This is a genomic window from Bradyrhizobium lablabi (genome assembly GCF_001440475.1).
In the GTDB taxonomy this organism is placed as follows: Bacteria; Pseudomonadota; Alphaproteobacteria; order Rhizobiales; family Xanthobacteraceae; genus Bradyrhizobium; species Bradyrhizobium lablabi.
In genome coordinates this window covers 16,338-40,474 of sequence record NZ_LLYB01000067.1, presented here as the reverse complement: position 1 = coordinate 40,474, position 24,137 = coordinate 16,338, and the positions used below count along the sequence as shown (strand labels likewise).

General features: G+C 62.6%; 21 protein-coding genes. 8 read left to right on the top strand and 13 right to left on the bottom strand.

Annotated features, from left to right (window positions below):
• Positions 1 to 32: 32 nt before the first annotated feature.
• From CQ14_RS16835 to rfaD, 5 genes are all read right to left on the bottom strand, one after another.
• Positions 33 to 1,949, bottom strand: coding sequence for an SDR family NAD(P)-dependent oxidoreductase (locus CQ14_RS16835; RefSeq protein WP_057858982.1), 1,917 nt, complete (start codon positions 1,947 to 1,949; stop codon positions 33 to 35).
• 88 nt (positions 1,950 to 2,037) lie between these two features.
• Positions 2,038 to 3,255 (bottom strand): O-antigen ligase family protein, encoded by a 1,218-nt coding sequence (locus CQ14_RS16830; RefSeq protein WP_156435075.1) that lies wholly within the window; start codon positions 3,253 to 3,255, stop codon positions 2,038 to 2,040.
• A gap of 86 nt (positions 3,256 to 3,341) precedes the next feature.
• Positions 3,342 to 4,604, bottom strand: a complete 1,263-nt coding sequence (locus CQ14_RS16825) for an O-antigen ligase family protein (protein ID WP_057858980.1) — start codon at positions 4,602 to 4,604, stop codon at positions 3,342 to 3,344.
• A gap of 23 nt (positions 4,605 to 4,627) precedes the next feature.
• Positions 4,628 to 6,100, bottom strand: coding sequence for a D-glycero-beta-D-manno-heptose-7-phosphate kinase (gene rfaE1 / locus CQ14_RS16820; protein WP_057858979.1), 1,473 nt, complete (start codon positions 6,098 to 6,100; stop codon positions 4,628 to 4,630).
• Between the two features lie 18 nt (positions 6,101 to 6,118).
• Positions 6,119 to 7,096, bottom strand: coding sequence for an ADP-glyceromanno-heptose 6-epimerase (gene rfaD, locus CQ14_RS16815; protein ID WP_057858978.1), 978 nt, complete (start codon positions 7,094 to 7,096; stop codon positions 6,119 to 6,121).
• Between the two features lie 163 nt (positions 7,097 to 7,259).
• Between rfaD and waaF the strand changes: the two genes are divergently transcribed.
• A complete protein-coding gene (waaF, locus tag CQ14_RS16810; protein ID WP_057858977.1) occupies positions 7,260 to 8,327 on the top strand; it encodes a lipopolysaccharide heptosyltransferase II in 1,068 nt (355 codons plus the stop codon).
• Here waaF and CQ14_RS16805 read toward each other — a convergent pair.
• On the bottom strand, positions 8,309 to 9,337 hold the full coding sequence (locus CQ14_RS16805) for a glycosyltransferase family 4 protein (RefSeq protein WP_156435072.1): 1,029 nt from the start codon (positions 9,335 to 9,337) through the stop codon (positions 8,309 to 8,311). The genes waaF and CQ14_RS16805 overlap by 19 nt on opposite strands.
• Positions 9,338 to 9,483: 146 nt before the next feature.
• Here CQ14_RS16805 and galE point away from each other — a divergent pair, with 146 nt between their 5' ends.
• From galE to CQ14_RS16785, 4 genes are all read left to right on the top strand, one after another.
• Positions 9,484 to 10,497 carry a UDP-glucose 4-epimerase GalE gene (gene galE / locus CQ14_RS16800; protein WP_057858975.1) on the top strand — a complete coding sequence of 338 codons (1,014 nt, stop codon included), beginning with the start codon at positions 9,484 to 9,486 and terminating at the stop codon, positions 10,495 to 10,497.
• A gap of 103 nt (positions 10,498 to 10,600) precedes the next feature.
• The gene (locus CQ14_RS16795; RefSeq protein ID WP_057858974.1) at positions 10,601 to 12,421 is read left to right on the top strand and encodes an ABC transporter ATP-binding protein; all 1,821 of its coding nucleotides are present in this window, start codon (positions 10,601 to 10,603) and stop codon (positions 12,419 to 12,421) included.
• Between the two features lie 45 nt (positions 12,422 to 12,466).
• Positions 12,467 to 13,168: a fumarylacetoacetate hydrolase family protein gene (locus CQ14_RS16790; RefSeq protein ID WP_057858973.1), complete on the top strand. Its 702-nt coding sequence runs from the start codon at positions 12,467 to 12,469 to the stop codon at positions 13,166 to 13,168.
• A 192-nt stretch (positions 13,169 to 13,360) separates the two neighbouring features.
• Complete coding sequence (locus CQ14_RS16785) at positions 13,361 to 13,627, top strand: hypothetical protein (protein WP_057858972.1); 267 nt, start codon at positions 13,361 to 13,363, stop codon at positions 13,625 to 13,627.
• Positions 13,628 to 13,801: 174 nt separating this feature from the next.
• Here the strand turns inward: CQ14_RS16785 and CQ14_RS16780 are convergent, their stop codons facing one another.
• Positions 13,802 to 14,866, bottom strand: coding sequence for a fatty acid desaturase (locus CQ14_RS16780; protein ID WP_057858999.1), 1,065 nt, complete (start codon positions 14,864 to 14,866; stop codon positions 13,802 to 13,804).
• A gap of 417 nt (positions 14,867 to 15,283) precedes the next feature.
• Here CQ14_RS16780 and CQ14_RS16775 point away from each other — a divergent pair, with 417 nt between their 5' ends.
• Both CQ14_RS16775 and CQ14_RS16770 read left to right on the top strand, forming a co-directional pair.
• Entirely contained in the window at positions 15,284 to 15,598 is a 315-nt protein-coding gene (locus tag CQ14_RS16775; RefSeq protein WP_057858971.1) for an EthD family reductase, read from the top strand.
• An 83-nt stretch (positions 15,599 to 15,681) separates the two neighbouring features.
• A complete protein-coding gene (locus CQ14_RS16770; RefSeq protein WP_057858970.1) occupies positions 15,682 to 16,071 on the top strand; it encodes an ACT domain-containing protein in 390 nt (129 codons plus the stop codon).
• A 40-nt stretch (positions 16,072 to 16,111) separates the two neighbouring features.
• Here the strand turns inward: CQ14_RS16770 and CQ14_RS44645 are convergent, their stop codons facing one another.
• The 6 genes from CQ14_RS44645 to CQ14_RS16745 form a co-directional block, all read right to left on the bottom strand.
• A complete protein-coding gene (locus CQ14_RS44645; RefSeq protein WP_199805542.1) occupies positions 16,112 to 16,264 on the bottom strand; it encodes a hypothetical protein in 153 nt (50 codons plus the stop codon).
• A 170-nt stretch (positions 16,265 to 16,434) separates the two neighbouring features.
• A complete protein-coding gene (locus CQ14_RS16765; protein ID WP_057858969.1) occupies positions 16,435 to 17,901 on the bottom strand; it encodes a flavin-containing monooxygenase in 1,467 nt (488 codons plus the stop codon).
• A 198-nt stretch (positions 17,902 to 18,099) separates the two neighbouring features.
• Positions 18,100 to 18,516 carry a nuclear transport factor 2 family protein gene (locus CQ14_RS16760; protein WP_057858968.1) on the bottom strand — a complete coding sequence of 139 codons (417 nt, stop codon included), beginning with the start codon at positions 18,514 to 18,516 and terminating at the stop codon, positions 18,100 to 18,102.
• A 168-nt stretch (positions 18,517 to 18,684) separates the two neighbouring features.
• The gene (gene ahcY / locus CQ14_RS16755; protein ID WP_057858967.1) at positions 18,685 to 20,112 is read right to left on the bottom strand and encodes an adenosylhomocysteinase; all 1,428 of its coding nucleotides are present in this window, start codon (positions 20,110 to 20,112) and stop codon (positions 18,685 to 18,687) included.
• 128 nt (positions 20,113 to 20,240) lie between these two features.
• Complete coding sequence (metK, locus tag CQ14_RS16750; RefSeq protein ID WP_057858966.1) at positions 20,241 to 21,437, bottom strand: methionine adenosyltransferase; 1,197 nt, start codon at positions 21,435 to 21,437, stop codon at positions 20,241 to 20,243.
• A gap of 57 nt (positions 21,438 to 21,494) precedes the next feature.
• Complete coding sequence (locus tag CQ14_RS16745; protein WP_057858965.1) at positions 21,495 to 22,847, bottom strand: hypothetical protein; 1,353 nt, start codon at positions 22,845 to 22,847, stop codon at positions 21,495 to 21,497.
• Between the two features lie 171 nt (positions 22,848 to 23,018).
• On the opposite strand from CQ14_RS16745, the gene CQ14_RS16740 reads away from it, so the two are divergent.
• Positions 23,019 to 24,104: a TIGR02281 family clan AA aspartic protease gene (locus CQ14_RS16740; protein ID WP_057858964.1), complete on the top strand. Its 1,086-nt coding sequence runs from the start codon at positions 23,019 to 23,021 to the stop codon at positions 24,102 to 24,104.
• Positions 24,105 to 24,137 lie beyond the last annotated feature (33 nt).

Here is a 24,137-nt window from a genome sequence, read left to right as displayed (position 1 = left end):
CGGCCCCGCATCGCCGGCTGACACCAAAAAGATCAGGCGGCGTTCGAGCCGAACTCGGGCACGGCGTCCTTGAGCACCGCGCGGATGGTGGAACGGTCATCCCGCGTAATCGCATCCTCCAGCGCCGCGATCCATTTGCGCAGGGTCTGCATCGGCGGCTCGTTGGGCTTGGCGGCCATGATGCCGGCGACTCCGATCTCCACCGTCGGCTCCTCGCTGGCGAACAGGATCTCGTTCAGCCGCTCGCCCGGCCGCATGCCGGTGAACACCACCTCGACATCGATGCCGGGTTCGAGGCCGGACAGGCGGATCATGCGCTCGGCAAGCTCCACGATCTTGACCGGCTGGCCCATGTTGAGGACGTAGACCGAGACGTCGGGCCGTGCCGGGGTCAGCGCATGCGTCGCCGCGGTCAGCACGAGATCGCAGGCTTCGCGGATGGTCATGAAGTAGCGGACCATGTCCGGATGCGTCACGGTGACCGGGCCGCCGGCCTCGATCTGTGCCTTGAATTTCGGCACCACCGATCCGTTCGAAGCCAGCACGTTGCCGAACCGCACCGAGATCAGGCGCATGTGCGGCTTGCCCCCCGATTGCGTCAGCAGGTCATGATCGAGCGCCTGGCAGTACATTTCGGCAAAGCGCTTGGTCAGGCCGAGCATGGAGACCGGCTCGATCGCCTTGTCGGTCGAGATCATCACCATCGCGGTCGCGCCGGCCGCCTTCGCCGCGTCGGCGACGTTGACCGATCCGAAGATGTTGGTCTTGACGCCCTCGCTCCAGTCGCGCTCGAGGATCGGCACATGCTTCAGCGCGGCGGCATGGAACACGATATCGGGCTTGAATTCCCGCATCAGGCTCATGATCCGGTCGCGATCGCGGATATCAGCGATCCGGCCTTCGACCACGGCATTGGTTGCGCGTGCCGTCAGCGCTTCCGTCACCGCATAAAGTGCCGGTTCCGAATGTTCGATCACCAACAGCCGCGCGGCGCCGAAGGTCGCGACGCGGTCGCAAATCTCCGAACCGATCGAACCACCGCCGCCGGTGACGATCACCGCCTTGCCCTTGACCAGGGTCTCGAGCCGCGCGTAATCGATCTTCTCGCTCGGCCGCAGCAAGAGATCTTCGACGGCGACATTGGTCAGCCTCGGCACGTCGCCGCTCTCCAGCGACGGCAGGCGGCTGACGAACAGGCCGAGCCGCTTGGCGCGCATCAAAACAGCTTCGGGATGCGCCTCGGGCTCGAACGCCGACGGCGTCATGACGAGCCGCGCAATCGGCTTTCCCCGGCCGGCATAGTCGCGGATCACGTCCTCGACGTCGTCGATGCTACCGAGCACCGGCACGTTACGGATCGACTGCCCGCGGTCTGCGGCCGACGGCGACAGCACGCCGACCGGCCAGAGCTGCTTGACGGCGCCGCTCTCGATCGCGCGCAGCAGCACCTCCGCATCGGCGGCGCGGCCGATCAAAAGGGTTGCTGAGGCGCCTTCGGTCCGGGCATGGCGGCGAACGCGTGTGTAACGGAAATAGCGGTAGCCGAAACGGAGCGCGCTCAGCGCGAATATCTGGAGAAACCAGTAGAGAACGATAGTGATGCGGCCGAACAGCACCGGCGCCTTGCTGCTCGATGCCCCGAAGATGAACGCATAGTCCAGCACGATGAGCGCGACCGCCAGAACGCTCGCCACGCGCAGGATGTTCAGCGCGTCGGGCAGCGAAATGAACCGCCATTTCGTCGTCGTCAGGTTGAAGACGTAACAGATCACGACGCTGAAGATGACGAACAGCGGCAGGATGCGCAGCAACAGCGGCAGGCGGGCATAGAAGGCCTCGCCGCCCTCGAAGCGCAGGTAGAAACTTGCCAGCAGCGCAAGCGCCGTCGCCAGCGCATCATGCGCTGCGATCAGGAAATTGCGGCGGGTCAGTTGCGAAACAGGCGTCATTCCAATGGCCGGCTGCGGGAACGATCGGGATTCGCGAGGCGCATCCCCTCGCCCGCTGATATCTTATCTCCGGCGTGCATGCCAGCGATCATGCCAAGCCTGTTCCGGAAGATTCGGCGGCCCCGAATCTGGCGCGCAGCACCATGCCACCGGCGACCCCGACGCCAAGCACATACATCCAACCCTCGTGAAAATCGAACAGATGCGAGTTGAACAGCGAACTGAATACATTCTGCAGCACCACCATCAGCCCGATCCAGGCCACCAGCCCCTCGCCGCGAAACATCGAGAAATGAAAAAACCACATTGCATACAGGATCACGACCCCGACAACACCCCACTGGACCGCAACGTTGAGGGTCTGGTTATGCGGGTTCCCGATTACCCATGCCTGCGCCAGCGCCGCAGGGCCGGTCGCCGCCGCCTCGAACAATCGTCGCGTCGATCCCGTGCCATGCCCGATCACCGGCGCCTCCGCAAAGAACCGCAACGACTTCTCCCAGAATTCCAGTCGCAGCCCGACCGACGTCGGCTGATTGGATTCCTTGTAGGTGTGGTATTCCCGCGAGAACCTGTCTATGGTCGTCTGCAATTGCGGCGACAAGGTCCAGGTGAGCGCGCCGAGCGCGACGGCGGCTATCAACAGCAGCACGTTGGTCCGCCACCTCAGATGCATCATCGCGAACACGGCAAGCATGATCGGCAGCGTGACCAGCGCCGTGCGCGAGACAATGACGAAGGCCATGTTGAGGATGAAGCTGGCCGCGACCGCGGTCAGCAACAATGCCTGTCTGATTTTCCCCTCTCGCAGCAGCGTGATGATGGGGAAAGCGAGCACGACCGTGCACAGCACGAATTCCTGGCTCTGGTCGATGTAGTTCTTGACGAAAATGCCCCGCTCCGCGTCCTCCAGTTTGAGCGTGAAGGATGGTTCAAGCAGCACCAGCCAGGATACCGGCACCAGCAGCGCGCAGGAAACCAGGAAGCCGACGAATACCCACATGCCGCGCGTCGAGCGCTCGAAATGATAGAGCAGGAACGGCAAAAAGAGCAGCTTTGTCGTCGGACTCAGTGCATAGGAGCGCGCATTCCAGGGCGCATCCGACCAGAGGGTTCCGATCGCGGCCAATGCCACCAGCGCAATCGGAAGCATACAAATCGGCCGCAGCAACGAGCGCAGGAACGGGCGCCATTCGACCACCGCGAGATGGGCTAAGAACCATATCGCCATGCCGATACCGACGCCGCTGGTCGACCACGGCAGCAGCACCGCAACCGCGACCGCAATGAGGTCAACATTCAGCATCCGCGCCGCCTGATCGTGGCGGAACGCAAGTATCCGCGCAAAAATCCAACTGACCGAGCGCTTTGCCCCGCGCTCACCGTCGACACTCATGGTCGCGTCACCGGATCCGCTTTCTCACTGCGTTGTTTGCCCGCGAGGGTCATGCCGCCGGCAACGCCGACGCCGAGCACGTACATCCATCCCTCGTGAAAATCGAAGAGATGCGAGTTGAACAGAGAGGTGAACATGTTCTGTACGACCACCAGCAACCCGATCCAGGCGACGAGCCCCTCTCCACGAAATAACAGCAGATGCACCAACCACATTGCGTACAGCAGGATGACTCCAACAATACCCCATTGCACCGCGATGTTCAACGTCTGGTTGTGCGGATTGCTGATAATGCCGCCGTTGGGCGATTCGGAATAGTCCGTCGCAGCCCGCTCGAAGAGCCCGCGCAGCGAGCCCGTTCCGTGACCGAAGACCGGCGCCTCCGAAAAGAACCGCACGGATTTTTTCCAGAACTCGAGCCGAAGCCCAATCGATGTCACAGTTTGTTCCGTCTTGTAGAGCTGATAATCCCTGAGAAATCTCTTGGGACCCCAGCGCAAATCGGTCGTGGTGAACCAAAGGACGCCCACGAGAGCGATCATGACGCCTATGATGATCAAACTGGTGCGTCGCCTCAGATGAAGCAGTGCAAACACCGCCAGCATGATCGGCATTGTCACGATGGCGGTCCGGGAGACGACCACGAACGCCATGTTTGCGATGAAACCGAGCGAAACTGCGCACAGTAGCAATGCTTGCCGCATCTTCTTCACCCGCAGCAGACTGACGATCGGATAGATCAGCGCGATCGCGCAGAGTGCAAACTCCTGGCTCTGGTCGATGTAGTTTTTGACAAAGATGCCGCGATACGCATCATCACCTGGTTTGGGCGAGAGGCTTGGATTGATCGCGACCAGCCACGACACCAGCATCAGCAAGGCGCACGACACCAGGAATGCGATGAAGACCCACATCCCGCGCGACGATCGCTCGAAATGATAGAACAGCGCCGGCAGCACCAGGAGCTTGAGGGCCGGACTGATGGCGGCAAGCCGCACGCTCCATGCCGCGTCCGCCCATAACGTACCCATGACGGCCAGACCGACCAGCGCGAACGGCAAGTAGCAGATCGGCTGTTTCAGCAAACGCCCGTAGGCCCGCCAGTCCATCACCCAGGCCACGGCGCCGAGCCAGCAGAGCACGAAGATTGCCAACACCGTCGTCGACCAGGGCAGCGCAAACGCGGCCAGAATGGCGAAGATATCCGCGATCGTCATCCACAGCGCGCGGTCACGCCAATATCGTCGCACCAGGGACATCGGTGGCACCACAGCACTAACGCTCACGCATTGCCTCCCCGGGCGCGGCCGACCAGCGACGTCGTGCTGTGGCCCGGCAGGATATCGACGAGCACGACCTCGCCGCCGGTAGCCTCGACGATCTCGTGGCCGACGACCTGCTCGCGGGTGTAGTCGCCGCCTTTGACCAGCACGCTCGGCCTGACTTTCGTAATCAGTTCGATCGGCGTGTCTTCCTCGAAGATCGCGACGAGATCGACCGCCTCCAGCGCCGCCAGCACCTCGGCGCGCGCTCGCTCGTCCTGCACCGGGCGCCCCTCGCCCTTCAGCCGCTTCGTCGAGGCATCGCTGTTCAGGCCGACGATCAGACGGTCGCAGGCGCCGCGCGCGGCCGTCAGCACCTTGACGTGGCCGGGATGCAGAATGTCGAAGCAGCCATTGGTGAATCCGATGCGCAGCCCCTGTCTTCGCCAGTCCGAGAGAGGCGCATCGAGATCGCCGCCGGCAGGCACGATCTTTTCCTCCGCCGCCAGCGAGGCATGCGGAAGAATTTTCCGCCGCAGCTCCGCCGGTGTCACGGTAGCAGTGCCCTTCTTGCCGACCGCGACGGCTGCCGCCGCATTCGCCATCCTGAGCGCCGTTTCCCAATCCGCTTTGGCCGCGAGCGTCAGTGCCAGCGCCGCGGCGACCGTGTCACCCGCGCCCGAGACGTCACGCACCTTGACCGGCAGCGCCGGCACGTGGATCGCCTCGCCGCCGCGCACCACCAGCGTCATGCCGTGCTCGCTTTGCGTCACCAGCATCGCCTCGCAATCGGCGAGCATCATCGCGTCCTGCGCCGCGCCGGCAATGTTCTGGTCGGTATCGGCGCGGCTGCGGGTCGCTTCGGCAAATTCCTTGCGGTTGGGCGTCAGCAGCGTGGCGCCGCGATAGATCGCGAAATTGGCGCTCTTGGGATCGACGATCACGCGCTTGCCGAGCTTTTTCGCGGCATCGATGATGTTGCGGATGACGCGCGCCGTCAGCACGCCCTTGGCGTAGTCGGACAGCAGCACGATATCGGCGCGCGCGACCTGCGGCAGGATCGCATCGATCAGCTTTTGCTCGACATCGGCCGAGGCCGGAACGGACAGTTCCCAATCCGCGCGCAGCATGTGGGTGGAGAAATGCTCGGAAACGAAGCGCACCTTGCGCGTCGTCGGCCGCGAGGAATCGGACACCAGCACCGCCTCGATGAGCTTCTCCCGCGCCAGATCGGCCTTCAGCTTTGCGCCGGCCTCGTCCTCGCCGATCAGGCCGACGAAAATGCAGCGCGCACCGAGAGAAGCGATGTTGCGCGCGACGTTGCCGGCGCCGCCGACATTGGTCTCGCTGCGCTGGACGGCGATCACGGGCGCCGGCGCTTCCGGCGAAACGCGCGACACCTCGCCATAGACGAACTCGTCGAGCATGAGGTCGCCGACGCAGAGCACGGTCTGACGCGGAATCGCCTGGCTCAGGGCTTCGAAATCGAACATCTGTCCACCTTAAGCCCGTCAGCGAAAGCGATCGGCGCGGTCGAGAAAGACCTTCACGTAGGTCTCGACCGCGTCTTCCAGCGCAGTGAAGCCGCCATTATACCCGGCGCGCAGCAGCCGATCGACTTCGCTCTGGGTGAAGTATTGATAGCTGCCGCGGATCTGCTCGGGCATGTCGATATACTGGATGTTCGGTTGCGTACCGAGCGCGGCATAGGCCGACAGCATCAGGTCGCGGAAGCTGCGCGCGGTGCCGGTGCCGACGTTGAAGATGCCGCTGACATCGGGCATCGAGAGCAGCCACATCGTCACCCGCACCACGTCGTCGACATAGATGAAGTCGCGCCGTTGGTCGCCATCAGCGATTCCTTCCCGATGGGATTTGAACAACTGCACGGGACGCCCGGCCTTGATGTCGTCGAAGCGCCGCGCCAGCACGCTCATCATCGTGCCCTTGTGATATTCGTTGGGGCCGAACACGTTGAAGAACTTCAACCCGGCCCATTGCGGCGGCAGCCGCTCGCCGCGCGTGGCGCGTTCCGCCACCGCCATGTCGAACAGATGCTTGCTCCAGCCGTAGAGATTCATCGGCCGCAGCTTTTTCAGGGCATCCATGGATTGGTCGTCGCCAAAGCCACTGCTGCCGTCGCCATAGGTGGCGGCGGACGACGCGTAGATCAGCGGCGTGGCGTTCGCCGTGCACCAGTCGAGCAACCGCATCGACAGGCGGAAATTGGTCTCGATCACCAGATCGCCGTCGGTCGCGGTGGTTTCGGAAATGGCGCCAAGATGGATGACGGCCTCCAGCCGTCGGCCCTTCAGCCAGTCCATCAGTTCCGCAGGCGGCACGAAATCGGCGAGCTGGCGCTTGGCCAGGTTGCGCCATTTGCCGTCGTGCCCGAGCACGTCGCACACGGCCACGTCCCGGCCGGCGTCATTCAACGCAGCCACGACGTTCGACCCGATAAAACCGGCGCCCCCGGTCACCAGCAACATGCCATCCCCTGCCTCGATTGTTCGGCAAAAGCTTTGCCCCACTCCCGGGCGGCAGGCAACTTTGCTTCTCAGGCGGAAGCAAAGTTCATCGACCGCCTTTACCTGCCGATGCGGAGCGGTTACCGACGGTGCCGTAATTGGTTAGCGGCGAACCCGTCAAGCTATGAATTCAAGTTCATCACACGAAATCGAACTGGAGGACACAGCCGATACCAGGCCGATCCTGATCGTTCCCTATATGTGGATTGGCGATTTCGTCCGCGGTCATACAGTCGTCCGGGTCCTGAAACAACGCTGGCCTAACCGCCCCGTTGACCTGCTGGTGACCCCCCTGTGCGCCCCCCTGGTCGATTACATGCCCGGTGTCCGGGCGGGCATTGTCTGGAACCTGCCCCGCAGCCGGCTGGCGCTGGTCAAGCAGTGGGCACTTGCGACTGAGCTACGCGCCCGCGGCTATGGAACCGCGCTGGTCATGCCCCGCACTTGGAAAGCCGCGATTGCCCCGGCACTTGCCGGAATCCCGGAGCGAGTGGGATTTTTCGGCGAAGCACGATTCGGGCTGATCAACCGGATGCGCTGGGGCGAGAAGGCCCTGCCCCGTTTCATCGACAAGAACGCCGCGCTGGCGCTGCCATCAGGCGCGCCGCTGCCACCGGAATGGCCGGTGCCGCAACTTTCCGTGCCGACAGAGGAAATCGCCCGCTGGCGGCAGGCCAATGGCCTCGGCAGCGGACCTGCGGTAGCGCTGGCGCCCGGCTCGGTCGGCGCCTCGAAGCGATGGACCTATTATCCACAAGCGGCGCGGCTGTTGATCGAGCGCGGCCTCGACGTCTGGGTGGTCGGCGGCCCCGGCGAAAAGGGGCTGGCGCAGGACATCGTCACCGCCACCGGCGGCAAGGCCCGCGACCTCACCGGTACCGATTTGCGCAACGGCATTCTGGCTGTGGCCGCCGCCGGCGTCGCAATCTCGAACGACTCCGGCCTGATGCATATTGCGGCGGCGATCGGCACGCCCACCATGGGCATTTTCGGTCCCACCAGCCCCTACCTGTGGGCGCCGCTGAACGGTCTCGCGGCAACTGTCGTTCAGACCAAGGCGGAACTCGCCTGCCAGCCCTGCCAGCGCACGGTTTGCACCATGAACGACCATCGCTGCATGCGCGACATCGATGCCACCTACGTCGCCGACGTGGCGCACCGCCTGCTGGTTACTCAACCCAGCGTGCGATAGACTGCGGCGATCGCATTCGCCTCGGCATCGAGGCTGAATTTTTCCAGCACGCGCGCACGCGCCCGCTCGCCCATCGCGGCGGCCGATGCGGGATCGCGCATCAACGGTTCCAGCGCCGTAACCAGCGCGTCGGCATCACCCGGCGGCGTCAGCACGCCGGTCACGCCATCCTCGACCACGAACTGCGCTGCGCCCGCGCGCGCCGCCACCAGCGCCGCGCCTGATGACATCGCCTCGATCAGCGTCAGGCCAAAGCCTTCGTTACGCGAGGTGAAGGCGTAGATGGTCAGCCGCTGGTACCAGCGCTGCACTTCCTCGATTTCGAGCTCGCCGGTGATGACGATGCGCGATTGCAGCCCGGCGGCGTCGATCTGCCGTTTCAAGCCGTCGGCAAACCCCTGCTGCTCCGGCACGACAGCGCCGACGATGACGGCGGTGAAATCCGGATAGCGCGGCAACAGCCGGCACATCGCATCGACGAAAATATCCGTGCCTTTTTGCGCGCGCACCCGGCCGAAGCAGCCGATGGCGTAGCGGCCCGGCAGTTTGGCCTCGGCAAACGCCGCCGCGCGATCGGCCGGCGGCGCGTAGCGCTTCGTGTCCACGCCGTGCATCACCACCGTCGCCTCACGCTTCAGAAACGATGCCGACAGTTCTGATGTTGCGATGATGGCGTCCATCTGTCGTATCAGCCAGCGCGTCAGCCGTTTGTGATGTCGCTGCGCAGCGGAGGTGAACACGAGTTTCAGCGGCCAGCCAAGCGCGCGCAGCAACAACCCCGCGATCATCTCGTCATTGCGCCGCGCGTGCCAGATCAGCGGCGTGCGGCGGCGCCAGAGTTTCAGCAGATCGGCAAAACCCATCTGCGCGATGCCGTCAGGCGCATGCGGACCGAGCCAGGCCGCGCGATACATTGTGGCGAGTATCGGCGCCACCATCCGGTTGGTCGCGGTGACGCCTGAATAGCGCCTGTGCAGATTCGGCACGATCAGTTGCAGATCACTGGCCAAATTGTTCTCGCTCGGCACGTCCGGCTCCGGTTGGGAAAGTTCCTATACGCAACATTAAGCATAGTGGCCAGTTCGCCCGCGCCGAAACCCCCTCTTCACCGCAGCCCCGTTAGCATCGGCACCAAATAAATCGGGAGAGGTGGCCTATGACCGTGCTCGTCACCGGCGGCGCCGGCTATATCGGAAGTCATATGGTTCATGCGCTGGTGGATGCCGGCGAAAGCGTCGTCGTGATCGACAATCTGTCCACCGGTTTTTCCGCCTTCCTGCCCCGGCCCGTGCCGCTGTTCATCGGCGACGCCGGCGACGAAAACCTCGTCGAGGGCGTGATCGCTCAGCACCGTGTCGAGAGCATCATTCATTTCGCAGGCTCGGTCGTGGTGCCGGATTCGATGCGCGATCCGCTCGGCTATTACCGCAACAACACCGTGACGACCCGCAGCCTGCTGAATGCCGCGGTCAAGGGCGGCGTCAACCGCTTCATCTTCTCATCGACCGCCGCCGTCTACGGCAATCCGGACCAGGTGCCGGTATCGGAGCATGCGCCGACGCGGCCGATGTCGCCTTACGGCTCGTCCAAGCTGATGACCGAAATCATGCTCCACGACGTCGCCAGCGCGCACGACATGAAGTATGTCGTGCTGCGCTATTTCAACGTCGCCGGCGCCGATCCGCAGGTCCGCTGCGGCCTTTCCACCGTCGGCGCGACGCATCTGCTCAAGATCGCGGTCGAAGCCGCCACCGGTCAGCGCGCCAAGGTCGACGTCTACGGCACCGACTATCCGACGCCGGATGGAAGCTGCATTCGCGACTTCATCCATGTCAGCGATCTTGCGCAGGCCCATCGCGCCGCGCTGTCATACCTGCGCGACGGCGGAGGCTCAATCACGCTGAACTGCGGTTACGGCCGCGGCTATTCGGTGCTGGAGACCATCGAGGCCGTGCGCCGCGTCTCGATGCGCAATTTCGCGGTTCAATATGCGCCGCGCCGCCCCGGCGACATCATGACCATGGTCGCCGATACCAGCCGTATCCGCGCCATGCTCGACTGGACACCGCAATACGACAATCTCGAAACCATCGCGGGCCACGCGCTGACCTGGGAAAAGAAGCTGTTCAGCGAGCGCGGCGGCCTTCCGCAGCACGCGCAATCGGCGTGAAATCAAGCACTTATTGGGCTTGAAAAAGCCCGGTTAAGCAGGCAAGGAGTCACCGCTTAAGCCCTGACGCGCCGGTTCACCCGGCGCCGTCGATGGAACGCGGATGACCGAACTTCCAAAAGAAACTCCGAAGAAAATCACCGACGACCCCTATGGTGCGGCGATCCTGATTCGGCGCCTCGTCGCCGAACAGGGGCTCGCCTACTGGCGGCGTTATCTGCTCGCCTTTTCACTGATGGGCGTAGCGGCGGTGACGACCGCGGGTTCCGCCTACCTGCTCGGCGAAGTCATCAACAAGGCCTATGTCGACAAGGATGTGCGCGGGATCGCGCTCTTGTCGCTGGTCACCGTCGTCATTTTTACGATCAAGGGCGCAGCGACCTACGGGCACACTGTGATCCTGTCGCAGATCGGCAATGCGATCCTCGCAAATAACCAGCGCCGGCTGTTTGCCAAGCTGATGAGCGAAAACATCGCGTTCTTTTCCGAGCGGCATTCATCGGAATTCCTGGCGCGGCTGACTGCTGGCGCCACCGCAGTGACGCAGGTGCTCAATCTCCTGATCAACGCCATCGGCCGCGATCTGCTGTCGCTGATCGCGCTAGTCGTCGTCATGGTGATGACCGATCCCATGATGGCGCTGCTTGGTTTTGCGGTGGCACCGCCGGCGATGATCGTGCTGCGCAAGCTGGTGAAGCGCATCAAGGGTCTTGCGCACAACCAGTTCTCCGGCACCGCCGACATCATGGAGACGATGCAGGAATCGCTGCAGGGCATCCGCACCGTGAAAGCCTTTACGCTCGAACAGGCGATGCGCGAGCGGATCGACGCCAGCATCACCGCGGTCGAGCGCAACGCCAACAAGATGGCGCGCGTTTCCAACCGCTCCAGCCCACTGATGGAAACCCTCGGCGGCTTCGCGATCGCGGGCGGCCTGATGTATGGCGGCTATCGCGTGGTCGCGATGGGCGCTTCGCCCGGCCAGTTCTTTTCATTCCTGACCGCGTTCCTGTTGGCCTATGAGCCGGCCAAGCGGCTGGCGCGGCTCAACATCGAGCTCAACAGCAACCTGATCGGCGCGCGCAAGCTGCTCGAAATCGTCGACAGCCCGCCGAGCGAGCCTGACGACAGTGACAAGCCGGCACTGAAACTCACTGACGCGCGGGTCGAGTTCCGCGACGTGACCTTCGGCTACCGGCCAGGCGAGCCGGTACTCAATCGCATGAGCTTCGTCGCCGAACCCGGCAAGACCACCGCGCTGGTCGGCCCGTCCGGCGGCGGCAAGTCCACGGTGCTGGCGCTGCTGCTGCGGCTCTACGAGGTGAATCAGGGCGAGATCCTGATCGACGGCCAGGACATTTCCGGCGTATCGCGCCAGTCGCTGCGCCGACAGACCGGTTATGTCGGACAGGACGTCTATCTGTTCCGTGACACCATCGGCGCCAACATCGCCTTCGGCAAGGAAGGCGCCAGCCAGGACGAGATCGTGGCGGCCGCGAAGGCGGCCTGCGCGCACGACTTCATCATGGGCTTTCCGCTCGGCTACGAGACCCCGGTCGGCGAGCACGGCACGCAGCTCTCCGGCGGCCAGCGCCAGCGCATCGCCGTGGCGCGGGCGCTGCTCAAGAACGCGCCGATTATCCTGCTGGATGAGGCTACCGCCGCACTCGATTCCGAATCCGAAAAGGCGGTGCAGGAGGCGATCGAGCATCTCTGCCGGAACCGCACCACCATCGTGATCGCCCACCGCCTCCACACCATCATGCATGCCGACGCCATCCTGGTGGTCGAAGGCGGCGAAATCGTCGAGCGCGGTCAGCACGACGATTTGCTGCGCCGCGGCGGCCGTTACGCCTCGTTCTTCCGCCTGCAGCAACGCGATGCCGGTCATCCCAGTCTGGCGCCGGTCAGCGCAACCGCGTAAAAGCGACCCGCCGGTTTCCTATTGTAACCACTCGAGACCATTTTCATGAACGCAGCCTCCTACGTCATATCAGCCGTTCCGCAGCCCACCCTTCCCGTCGTCGGCGAGACAGGCACCTATCCGGTCCGCCGCATCTGGTGCGTCGGCCGCAACTATCTCGAGCACATCCGCGAGATGGGCAATGACGAGCGCGCGCCGCCGTTCTTCTTCGGCAAGCACGCCGACATGCTGGTGCCCGACGGCGCCACCATTCCCTACCCGCCGTTGACCAAGGATCTGCATCACGAGGTCGAGCTGATCGTCGCCATGAAGAGCGGCGGCCTCAACATCCCCGCCGACAAGGCGCTCGACCATGTCTATGGCTATGCCGTCGGCATCGACCTCACCCGCCGCGACCTGCAGATCGCCTCGCGCAAGAAGGAACGTCCCTGGGAAATCGGCAAGTCGTTCGACTATTCCGCGCCCTGCTCGGCGATCCAGCCGGCGTCCAAGATCGGTCACCCCGCCAAGGGCAAGATCTGGCTGACGGTGAACGGCAAGGAAGCGCAGAAGGGCGATCTCACCGAGTTGATCTGGAACGTGCCCGAGATCATCTGGCAGCTCTCGCAGCAGGTGAAACTCGCCCCCGGCGACATCATCATGACGGGCACGCCCGCCGGTGTCTCCCAGCTCCAGCCCGGCGACAAGCTCGAGTGCGGCGTCGACGGCGTCGGCACGCTGAAGGTCAATATCGGCAAGCCGGAATAGGCGTGATCTCAAAGCCGTCGCGAAATGCAAAAGCCCCGGATCTGATCCGGGGCTTTTTTTCAGATCATATGGCGGATTAGCGCAGCGCAATCCGCCATTCTGTGCCATCACGCTCGATCGGTAGATTACGCTGCGCCAATCCGGCTTAATCTCGCTGACAAAAGCCAGAACCGGCGGCAAAGGATAGAAACCATGGGTGTTCGGCCGCTCAAGCAAGGATCGCCATTGGAAGACCGCCTATCCCACCTGCTCGACGAGCTTTGCGTTGATTGGGGCTTCTGCATTCCCCCTGCTGACGCCCGACGAATTGCGTCAACGACGCCTCTTACTGCTGATCAATTTGCACATGCGGTACTGACGGCCGAGGGCTTCGTCCCGGAGTATGAAAAGCGGTGGTTCAAGCAAATTCGGCAACGCTTTGTCGATGGGTTTGGTCAGGAAATTCGAGCAGAGGACTAAGCGGCTTCAGGCCCGCGAGGCCAAGAGCAGAACGCAAGATGGGTAGAGCGCAGCGATACCCACCAACTCCAATCCATAATTGCTGATAGCTTTCGCGAAGGTTCACCCCGTCGCCGTCATCGGGTGCATTATGGGTATCGCTGCGCTCCACCCATCCTACGCGATCCTCGACCGCTATGGCGATGGTGCGGCGCGATTTGGCGCAGTTTCCTGAAAGTCGCCGGCTCTGATTTCCCGGAACGACACCAGGCGGCGCTGCGCCTCGTCCCATAACACAAGCCGCACACACCGGAAGCTCTGCAGAAGCGTTATGCGGCCGACGTCGCGCAGTTCAGGGTGGTCGCGCAGCACACGCGGCAGCCGGTAATAGGGAATACGGCTCGAGAGGTGATGCACATGATGAATACCGATATTGGCCGTGAACCAGCGTAGCAGCGCCGGCAGTTCGTAATGTGAGCTGCCGTGCAGAGCGGCTTGATGCAGGTTCCAGATCTCGTCGCGCTCCCAACTCGTGTGCTCAAACTGATGCTGCACGTAGAACAGCCATACGCCGGCCGTGGCGGCGAGAAGTATGATCGGAAGGTGCACGAGCAGGAACGCCTTGATGCCGATAAACCATGTGAGAACAGCGACGATGACGGCAATCGCGAGATTGGTTGCCATTGTGCTGGCCCAGGGCTGCCAACCATTGCGCATGAGGCCGACCGGGAGCCTCTGCTGCAAAAGAAACAGGTAGGCTGGTCCGACCCCGAACATGACCAGCGGGTTACGGTAAAGACGGTATTTCAGACGACCCCACCAGGAAAGGGCGCGATATTCGCGCACTGTCAGCGTATCGAGATCGCCGATACCGCGGCGATCAAGGTTGCCCGTGGTGGCATGATGCGTCGCATGCATGCGACGCCAACAGTCGTACGGCGTGAGCGTGAGCACGCCAATGACGCGGCCGACCCAGTCATTCGCCAGACGGCTGGCGAAAAAGGTGCCATGACCGCAGTCGTGCTGGATCATGAACAGGCGTACGAGGAAGCCGGCAGCCGGAATCGCGATCAGCAATGAAGCCCAGGCATGGCCAAGGGAGAACGTGAACCAGGCCGCGGTCCACAACATGATGAGCGGCAAAGCCGTGATCACCAGCTCGGCAACGCTGCGCAGCCGGTTTGGGGCGCTGTAATTGCTCAAAATTCGCGTCCAGCGCCGAGCGTCGAGGACGCCATCGCCATTATGGGCAGGCTGAATGAAGCCAAGGCCGCCTTGCCCGTTAGAGCCCTGCACAGCTCTCTTTTGCACGGAGATATCCCCTTCTGACAGTGCACGGAAGATCGAAGCACCGAGGGATCGGCACCTTCGTCGGTTGATCGATTTTTGGAGAAGGGTCTGAAACGTGCGTGCCTGTCAGTAGCGCAAGGCAAAGCGGCCCAGTCGTTCGGCCAAGGGTCGACACCCGCATATGGACACGAATTGCGGTGACGTCAAGCGCTGCACGTTATCGGTGTTCCCCCTCGGGTCATTCTGGACGTGAGCGCGATGGTGGATGACGTCCGCTTTGCCCCCGGTCACCCGACACCCGCCGCCTTGTGGTTGCAAGATCCGCAAAACTGCCGCAGATTTTGGATATTGCCGATTAAACGGCGAACATCGGATCGGAGGACACACATGATCAAGGTAAGCGTAATGTATCCCAATACGCCCGGCGGGCGCTTCGATCACGATTACTACCGCGACAAACATATGCCGCTGGTGAAGGCGCGCATGGGCGATGCCTGCAAATCCTACACGGTCGACAAGGGCCTCGCCGGCGGCGCCCCCGGCGCGCCCGCGACCTATGTCGGCATGTGTCACATCTTCTGCGACTCGATCGAGGCCTTCCAGGCCGGCTTCGGACCGCACGCCAAGGAGATCATGGCTGACATTCCGAACTATACCGACCAGTCCCCGGTGATCCAGATCAGCGAAGTCGTCGTCGGCTGACAATTGGAAGCCGTAGCCATGTAGGCGGGTTCGCGACAGCGTGACCCGCCGATTTCGCGGCGTGCGCCTTGAAAGACACACTGATGCCGGGCGAACGCAATCTCGCGACGTTGCTGCAGAATATGAAGCCCGAGATGCAGGAAGGTGTCTTCGTCTTCTGCAGCATTTCGGGTGACCAGAAAATTCCAGCCATCCTCGTCCCGGTGCACATCTTCCGCGAACGCGAGGGAACGACCTTCGTGGTGCGGCGTGAGGAAGCCGAAAGCGCCGGGCTCACCTATCAATGTGCGTCGCGGCTGATCACCCTGACCGTCCATTCCTCGCTGGAAGCCGTCGGCTTCCTGGCGGCAGTCACCAACCGCCTAGCGGCGGCCGGCATCAGCGTGAATGCCGTGTCGGCCTTTTATCACGATCACTTATTTGTGCCGGAGCATAGGGCGGATGAGGCTCTGCAGCTTCTAAAGAGCCGTTGAACGGCACGAATTGAAACGAAGAATCGCGGAAGCTCGCGCTTCAGCCGCGAAGCGCCTGCAGGCCCTTGAAGGTCAGCCGCTTCGGGTCGCGGACGCCGGCGAGATAGCACTTGCGGACGAAAGCGGCGGCCGCCTCGCGGTCGCAATCGGTCAGCGCCACGATGGCGTCGATGGCAATTCGCTGGGCGTCCATGGGCTTCCTCGTGCTGTCAGGGGCCGCAAGCTTCGTAGCGTGCGCCACGCCGGTTAATCCGGCGTTAACCGTGAGGACATGTTGGACGATTCGAAGGCCTCTACGTATACGCGAAACGACGCATGGGACGAGCGGACGCAGCCGCCCCAAGCACGGTTCCAAATGCAGCCTCACGAATACTGCATCACCCCGTCATCGACCTTTCCGTAGCGCAGGGAAACGATGTCGAGCGCGTAGTTCTGATACAGCCGCCACGGCCGCTTGGAACCCTGCTTCGGCAGCTTTGCGATCGAGCGCTGCACATAGCCGGAGGAGAAATCCAGCGACGGCATTTCGGTGACGTCAGGATCGACATTATGCGGCATGCACTGCTTGTAGCCGTTGCGGTCCATGTAGTTGATGAGACGGCAGACATATTCGCAGGTCAGGTCGCACTTCAGCGTCCACGACGCGTTGGTGTAGCCGAACGCAGAGGCCATGTTCGGAATGTCCGAATACATCATGCCCTTGTAGTTCAGCGTCCGCGCGAAATCGACCGTGCGACCGTCGACGTTGACCTCGAGGCCGCCGACCACCTGCAGGACAAGCCCGGTCGCGGTGACGATGATATCGGCCTTGAGCTCGCTGCCGTCCTTCAGCTTGATACCGCTCTTCGTAAAGCTGTCGATCTCGCTGGTGACGACGGAAGCGCGCTTGTCGCGGATCGACTTGAACAGGTCGCCGTCGGGCACCAAGCACAACCGCTGCTCCCATGGATTGTAGCGCGGCGTGAAATGCTTAGCCACGTCGTATTCCGGCCCCAGCGCCATCTTGACGCCGCCGAGGATCAGCTGCTTGGCGCGGTCCGGCTTGCGGCGGCAAAGCTGGAAGAAATACATGCCGAACAGCACATTGCGCCAGCGGATCAAATGATAGGCAAGCTTGGCGGAGAGGTTCTGACGCAGCTTGTTGGCGAGCGCGTCTTCCGCCGGCCGCGCCACCACATAAGTCGGCGAGCGCTGCAGCATGGTGACGTGCGAGGCGGTCTTCGCCATCTCCGGCACCAGCGTCACCGCGGTAGCGCCCGAGCCGATCACCACCACGCGCTTGCCGGCATAGTCAAGATTCTCGGGCCACTTCTGCGGATGCACGATCTGACCGGCGAAATCCGCGGTGCCCGAAAATTCCGGCGTGTAGCCTTCCTCGTATTTGTAATAGCCCGAGCACATGAACAGGAAACTGCAGGTGAAGCGCACGATTTCGGTCGCGCCCTCACCGACCGTACGCTCAGCCTCCACCGTCCAGCGCGACTCCGGCGACGACCACGACGCACGTTTCACGCGATGGTGGAAACGGATCTTCTTGTCGATGCCGTTGTCGGAAGCAGTCTCGCGCACATAATTCAGGATGCGCGGCCCGTCGGCGATTGCCTTCGGCTCGGTCCAGGGACGGAACGAATAACCGAGCGTGTACATGTCGCTGTCGGAACGAATGCCGGGATAGCGAAACAGATCCCAGGTGCCGCCGATGCAGTCGCGTCCCTCGAGGATCACGTAGCTCTTGCCCGGACACTTCTCCTGCAAATGATAGCCCGCGCCGATGCCGGACAGGCCCGCGCCGACGATGAGGACGTCGAAATGTTGTGCCGTATCGGTCATGGCGTTCTCCCTGCTTCCAGATGTAATGGGCAGCAGGCAGAAATTGCAACTCGCATTGTGAGCTTACCGCAGCGATACATGATGTATCGAAATGCCAGCGAAATTCGACGGCCTTTCCGCCGCGAAACGTCGGTATTGAAGCCAAACCGTGGCAGGTCCGACCGACCAACAAGGGGCCGGGCCAGGTTGCAACCGGCTTCAGGTGGCCGCGGCCGCGGCGGCAGCGGTGTCGAAATATTCGTAGAACTCGACCGCCTTGCCGTCCTTGAAGCGCCAATAGTCAATCTTTGGCGTCTCGGCGAGCTTGCCAGTCTTCTTGTGGGTCCAGGCGCACGAGCCGCGCGCGACCACGACATCGCCTTGCGCGATGTACTCATCGACCGTGTAGTGCTTCATGCTCCACTCCGACAGCAGGCCGTCGAAATAGGCGCGAAGCTCAACATCGTTGTTGTACTGGGCGGCAAAGTTCAGTGGAGCGGCACCACGCGGCACCGATCCGAAACTGATGTTCGGGGCAACAACGCTGTCGAACCAGTGGTCGACGCTGGCCCCCTTGCTGTCGTGCCAGCGACGATAGGCTTCCTTGAGGATCTCGACGTTGGCTTCAGTGGACATGGCACTCCCTCCGCAATGCATTCGGCGCATCAAAATAAAATCTGGAAAGTGGGCCGCCCGCTTCCGCAGTGGCGAGCTTGTTGTTCTACCTCAGATCGTAGCAGGAGCTACGCCAACAAAAAAGCCCCGGATCACTCCGGGGCCTTTGTGTCGCGGCGATTGTTGAGCTCAGTACCGATAGTGATCGGCCTTGAACGGGCCTTCCGGCTTGACGCCGATATAGTCGGCCTGGTCCTTGCGCAGTTCGGTCAGCTTGACGCCGATCTTGGCGAGATGCAGCCGCGCCACCTTCTCGTCGAGCGTCTTCGGCAGCACGTAGACCTTCTTCTCGTACTTGGCGTCCTTGTTGTTCGCCCAGAGTTCGATCTGCGCCAGCGTCTGGTTGGTGAACGAGGCCGACATCACGAAGGACGGATGACCCATGGCGTTGCCGAGGTTCACGAGGCGGCCTTCCGAGAGCAGGATGATGCGGTGCTTGTCGGGGAATTCGATCTCGTCGACCTGCGGCTTGATGTTGGTCCACTTCAGGTTACGCAGACCCGCGATCTGGATCTCGTTGTCGAAGTGGCCGATGTTGCAGACGATGGCGCGATCCTTCATCGCGCGCATGTGTTCGATGGTGATGATGTCCTTGTTGCCGGTCGCGGTGACGAAGATGTCGGCGCGCGGCGCGGCGTCTTCCATGGTCACGACCTCATAGCCTTCCATCGCCGCCTGCAGCGCGCAGATCGGATCGACTTCGGAGACCATGACGCGGCAGCCGGCCTGGCGCAGCGAGGCGGCCGAGCCCTTGCCGACGTCGCCGAAGCCCGCAACCATCGCGGTCTTGCCGGACATCATGACGTCCGTGCCGCGGCGGATGCCGTCGACCAGCGACTCGCGGCAGCCATAGAGGTTGTCGAACTTCGACTTGGTGACGCTGTCGTTGACGTTGATCGCCGGGAACAAGAGCGTGCCCTTGTTGGCCATGTCGTAGAGGCGGTGCACGCCCGTCGTGGTCTCTTCCGAGACGCCCTTGATGTTCTTGGCGATCTCCGCGAAGTAGCCCTTCGGCTTCTCCTTCAAGAGGCGCTTGACGAGCGCATAGAAGATTTCCTCCTCCTCGGACGTCGGCTTGTCGAGGAACGCCGTGTCGCCCTGCTCGGCACGGTAGCCGGCATGCACCAGCATGGTGGCGTCGCCGCCGTCATCGAGGATCATGTTGGGCGTGCCGCCGCCGTGCCAGTCGAACAGCTTTGCGGTGTAGTCCCAATATTCGGTCAGCGTCTCGCCCTTGACCGCAAACACCGGAATGCCGGCGGCGGCGATCGCCGCGGCGGCGTGGTCCTGCGTCGAATAGATGTTGCACGACACCCAGCGGATGTCGGCGCCGAGCGCTGCCAGCGTCTCGATCAAGACCGCGGTCTGGATCGTCATGTGCAGGGAGCCAGCGATGCGGGCGCCCTTCAGCGGCTGCTTCGGACCGTATTCCTCGCGCGTCGCCATCAGGCCCGGCATTTCAGTCTCGGCCAGCGAAATCTCCTTGCGGCCGAAATCGGCGAGCGAGATGTCCTTGACGATGTAGTCGGTGAAGGCGGGCTTGGTGGGGGCGTTCATGAGAGCTTCCTTGTTGTTGAGCTCGTCATTCCGGGTCGCCCAAAAGAGACGAACCCGGAATCTCGAAATGATGGAAAGGGATTCCGGGTTCGCTCGCGGTCGCGAGCGCCCCGGAAGGACGCTAAAAATCAGACCGCGCGCTTAAGCGGTTCGACAAGATCGGTCTTCTCCCAGGAGAAGCCGCCTTCATTGTCGGGCGTGCGGCCGAAATGGCCGTAGGCCGAGGTACGCGCATAGATCGGACGGTTGAGGTCGAGATGGCTGCGGATGCCGCGCGGCGTCAAATCCATCGCCTTTGCAGCCGCCCTCTCGAGTTCGTCCTCCGACACCTTTCCGGTGCCGTGGGTATCGATATAGATCGACAGCGGCCGCGCCACGCCGATTGCGTAGGCAAGCTGCAGCGTGCAGCGGTCGGCGAGACCGGCAGCGACGATGTTCTTGGCGACATAGCGCGCAGCATAGGCCGCCGAACGGTCGACCTTGGTCGGATCCTTGCCGGAGAACGCGCCACCGCCATGAGGGGCCGCGCCACCATAGGTGTCGACGATGATCTTGCGGCCGGTCAGGCCGGCGTCGCCGTCGGGACCGCCGATGAAGAACTTGCCGGTCGGGTTGATGTGCCAGATGGTCTTGCCGTTGATCCAGTCCTTCGGCAGCGCCTCGCGGACATAGGGCTCGACGATGTCGCGAATCTGGTTGGAGGAGAGGTCCTCGACCAGATGCTGGTGCGAGACCACGATCTCGCGCACGCCGACCGGCTTGCCGTTCTCGTACTGCACGGTGACCTGGCTCTTGGAGTCCGGACCGAGCACCTTCTCGCGGCCGGAGTGGCGCGCTTCGGAAATCAGCCGCAGGATCTTGTGGGCGTAGAAGATCGGCGCCGGCATCAGGTCGGGCGTCTCGTTGGTGGCGTAGCCGAACATGATGCCCTGGTCGCCCGCGCCCTCTTCCTTCTTCTCGCCCGGCTGCAGCGCATCGACGCCCTGCGCGATATCGGCCGACTGCGGATGCAGCAGGATCTCGATGTCGGCTTTCTCCCAGTGGAAGCCTTCCTGCTCGTAGCCGATGTCCTTGATCGCGTCGCGCACCACGCTTTCGATCTGGTCATTCGTCACCGAGCTCGGACCGCGGGTTTCGCCGGCGATCACGACCTTGTTCGTGGTGGCGAGCGTTTCGCAGGCCGCGCGGATCTGCCAGGGATCGATGCCGGCCTTCGGGCCTTCCCGGTAGAACAGATCGACGATCTCGTCGGAGATCCGGTCACAGACCTTGTCCGGATGGCCTTCCGAGACCGACTCGCTGGTAAACAGATAGGACGCGCGCATCTAAAACCCCTTCGTTTCCGCCATTCGCGGCGGCGCTTGTTCAAGTGTCCTGGAATGTCAGTCGCGACGACGCGAAATGACGTAGGATTCGTCGTAAAACCAAAGCCCATTATGCTTGCGCAGAACCTCTCGCGTGGCATCGAGGGCTCGGCTGTTTTCAGTCATTTCCGTCAACCGGTCGTCTTCGATCTGGGCGACATACACCGCCGCATTCCACGCTGCAAAAGCCGTGGAGGTTCCGATCGAGCCGGTGACCTCGTTGGGCAGCGCTTCCATATCATAACGGAAGATGGAACGGTTATCGGCGTAGGCATTAAAGTTAAGGTCGCGCCCGGCCGATCCGAGTTCGTATTTCACCGCGCGCAATAGCTCATGGCGGCTCACGGCGAAAGGATTTTCTCCCGGCCAGACCGTCTGGATGATTTCGAGGCCCGGATCGTGCCCGTGGGAGTGAATTCCGATCAAACGCCCTCCTGCCCGCAAGGATCTGGCCAGCGGCGCGATGATCCGCTTGGCGCGGAAATTCACAGAGGATTTGGCCCGGTAAGGCTGGGAAGCGATCACGAGGTCGAAATTGGCCTCGGTCCGCCCCGCCCGAGGGATGATCGAATCAAGCAGGAAGCGGTGGTCCTCCCGGTACAGCACCAGCGCCACCGGCCGTTCATAGATCGGCATGCCCGATTTGGGGCTGATACCGGCCCGCCAGTTTTGCTCCAGAAAGGGCCCCAGTTCGGCGATCTGGGTTTCGAACTCCCCCGAAGAGGCCCCCCGCAGGGCGACCTCATGCCAGAGCATGCCAGCGGCTGCGGTGGGCGAAGCCGGCGTCAGCCAGGGCGCCTCGGCGTAATGCATGTTGGTCAGGACCACGACCGTCGCCGGGTGCTCGAACAGCCGGTCGGGCACCTTGTCGAGCGTCAGGCGGACGTCCTCCAGGCTGAGCTCCTTGCCGGCGATATAGAACGGCATATGGGGAAAGCGGCCGTGCATCGAGCGCATCACCCGCGCCAGCACCGTGCCGTCGCCGACGCCGGCGTCGAATACCCGAAGCGCCGGCGGCCGCGGGTGCAGGCTGGAGAGCTCCAGCGCCACCCGCTCGGCAATCACCCGCTTTTCGCTGCAGGTATGAACGAACAGCAGGTATTTCTGCCGGTTCTCGAAGAAGCGGAAATTGCCCCTGGGATCGCGCTTCTCCGGCGGCACGTCGAGCCCGCGCGGAGGCGGAAGCGCACCGGTGGACGTCGCGATATAGGCGTTGATGCGGTCCAGCGTATCGATCGTGATCCGCTTCCCCTCGCGCAGGCGGTGCACCAGCTTGCCGTCATTGACCACCCGGCGGCCGAACGTCGTCTCCGCCATGTCGGAGTCGCGGCAGAACTCGGTGATCTGGCTGAGGATCTGGTCGTTTTTCATCACGCCAAGGAGGTCGGGAGAATTGGGAAGCTAGGGTGGGCAGAACCAAGTGACGCCACCGTCCTACCACCATCTGCCCAACACGTCTATGCCCGAAAACCGGAGCAGCGTCATTGGAACCCGTCGCACTTGCCAATATACAAGACGGTGGAATGATACTTTGGGGCGAGAATGTTTAAGCGATTTTGCGCCGCCGCGTTGCTGCTGTTTGCAGCACAGGCTCCGGCAATTGCAGGTTATCTGGACGAAAATCCCGACGAGGTCTTTTCCGCGGTCTACGAGCGACTTGGCGCACTACCCGTAAGGGCCGCACGCGATCCCTACGTCTGGCTTCGGCTCGAAGAACTCAAGCGCGAGCCATGCGACCAGAAAAGCATCGGCGATCTCGCAGTGGCGCTCGACAAGGCCGGCTATCGGCGGGAGGCGGCCAACGGGCTCTACAAATTCGTCATGCACTGCGGCGCGCCGGCCACCGCCCTGCACCGCTCGATCGATATCTATCTGCGGCTGACCGACTACCCGAAGGCGGTCGAGGTCGCCGACGAATTCATCCGCCGCGCGCCGACCAATCGCGAGGCGCACTATCTGCGCGGCGTAGCTCTCGAAGGCGCAGGCGACCACCAGCGGGCGCTGGTCGATTTCGCCAACGCGATCGAACTGTTCGGCTCGGACAAGAAGGGAATCTCCAGCCGCGTGTTCATGCACATGGCGGCTGCCTATGCAGCGCTCAATCGATTCTGCGAAGCGGCGGCGCCGATCAATATGTGGGTCGCGTTCGATCCCGCCACGCGCGACAACAGCCAGACCCAGAAGATCATCGCTGACTATGAGGCGAAGGGCAATTGCACCCCCTCAAAGGAATTCCAGAAGGAAAGCTATCCGCTGCGCGGGCAGAACGTCGTCACGGTCAAAGTCGAAATCAATGGTGTGCGCGGACTGTTCATTCTCGATACCGGTGCGACCTATGTCGCGATGAAATCGAATTTCGCCGATCGCGCCAAGATATCGCTGGCCGGAGCCGGCGACATCACGGTGGCGACCGCCAATGGATTGATCCAGGCGAAGCTGACAAAGGCCGATAAAGTAACGCTCGGCAAACTGACCGCAACCAACGTGCCGGTCGCTGTCCAGAACACGGACGCAAAAAGCTATGGCGCAGGCGTCGATGGACTGCTCGGGATGAGCTTCCTGTCACGGTTCGAGGTCCAGATGGCGAATGGATCGATCGAAGTTCGCACCCGCCGGGCGAAGAAATAGTGCCGAAGCGGCCGGAGTCCGCATGAACCCGGC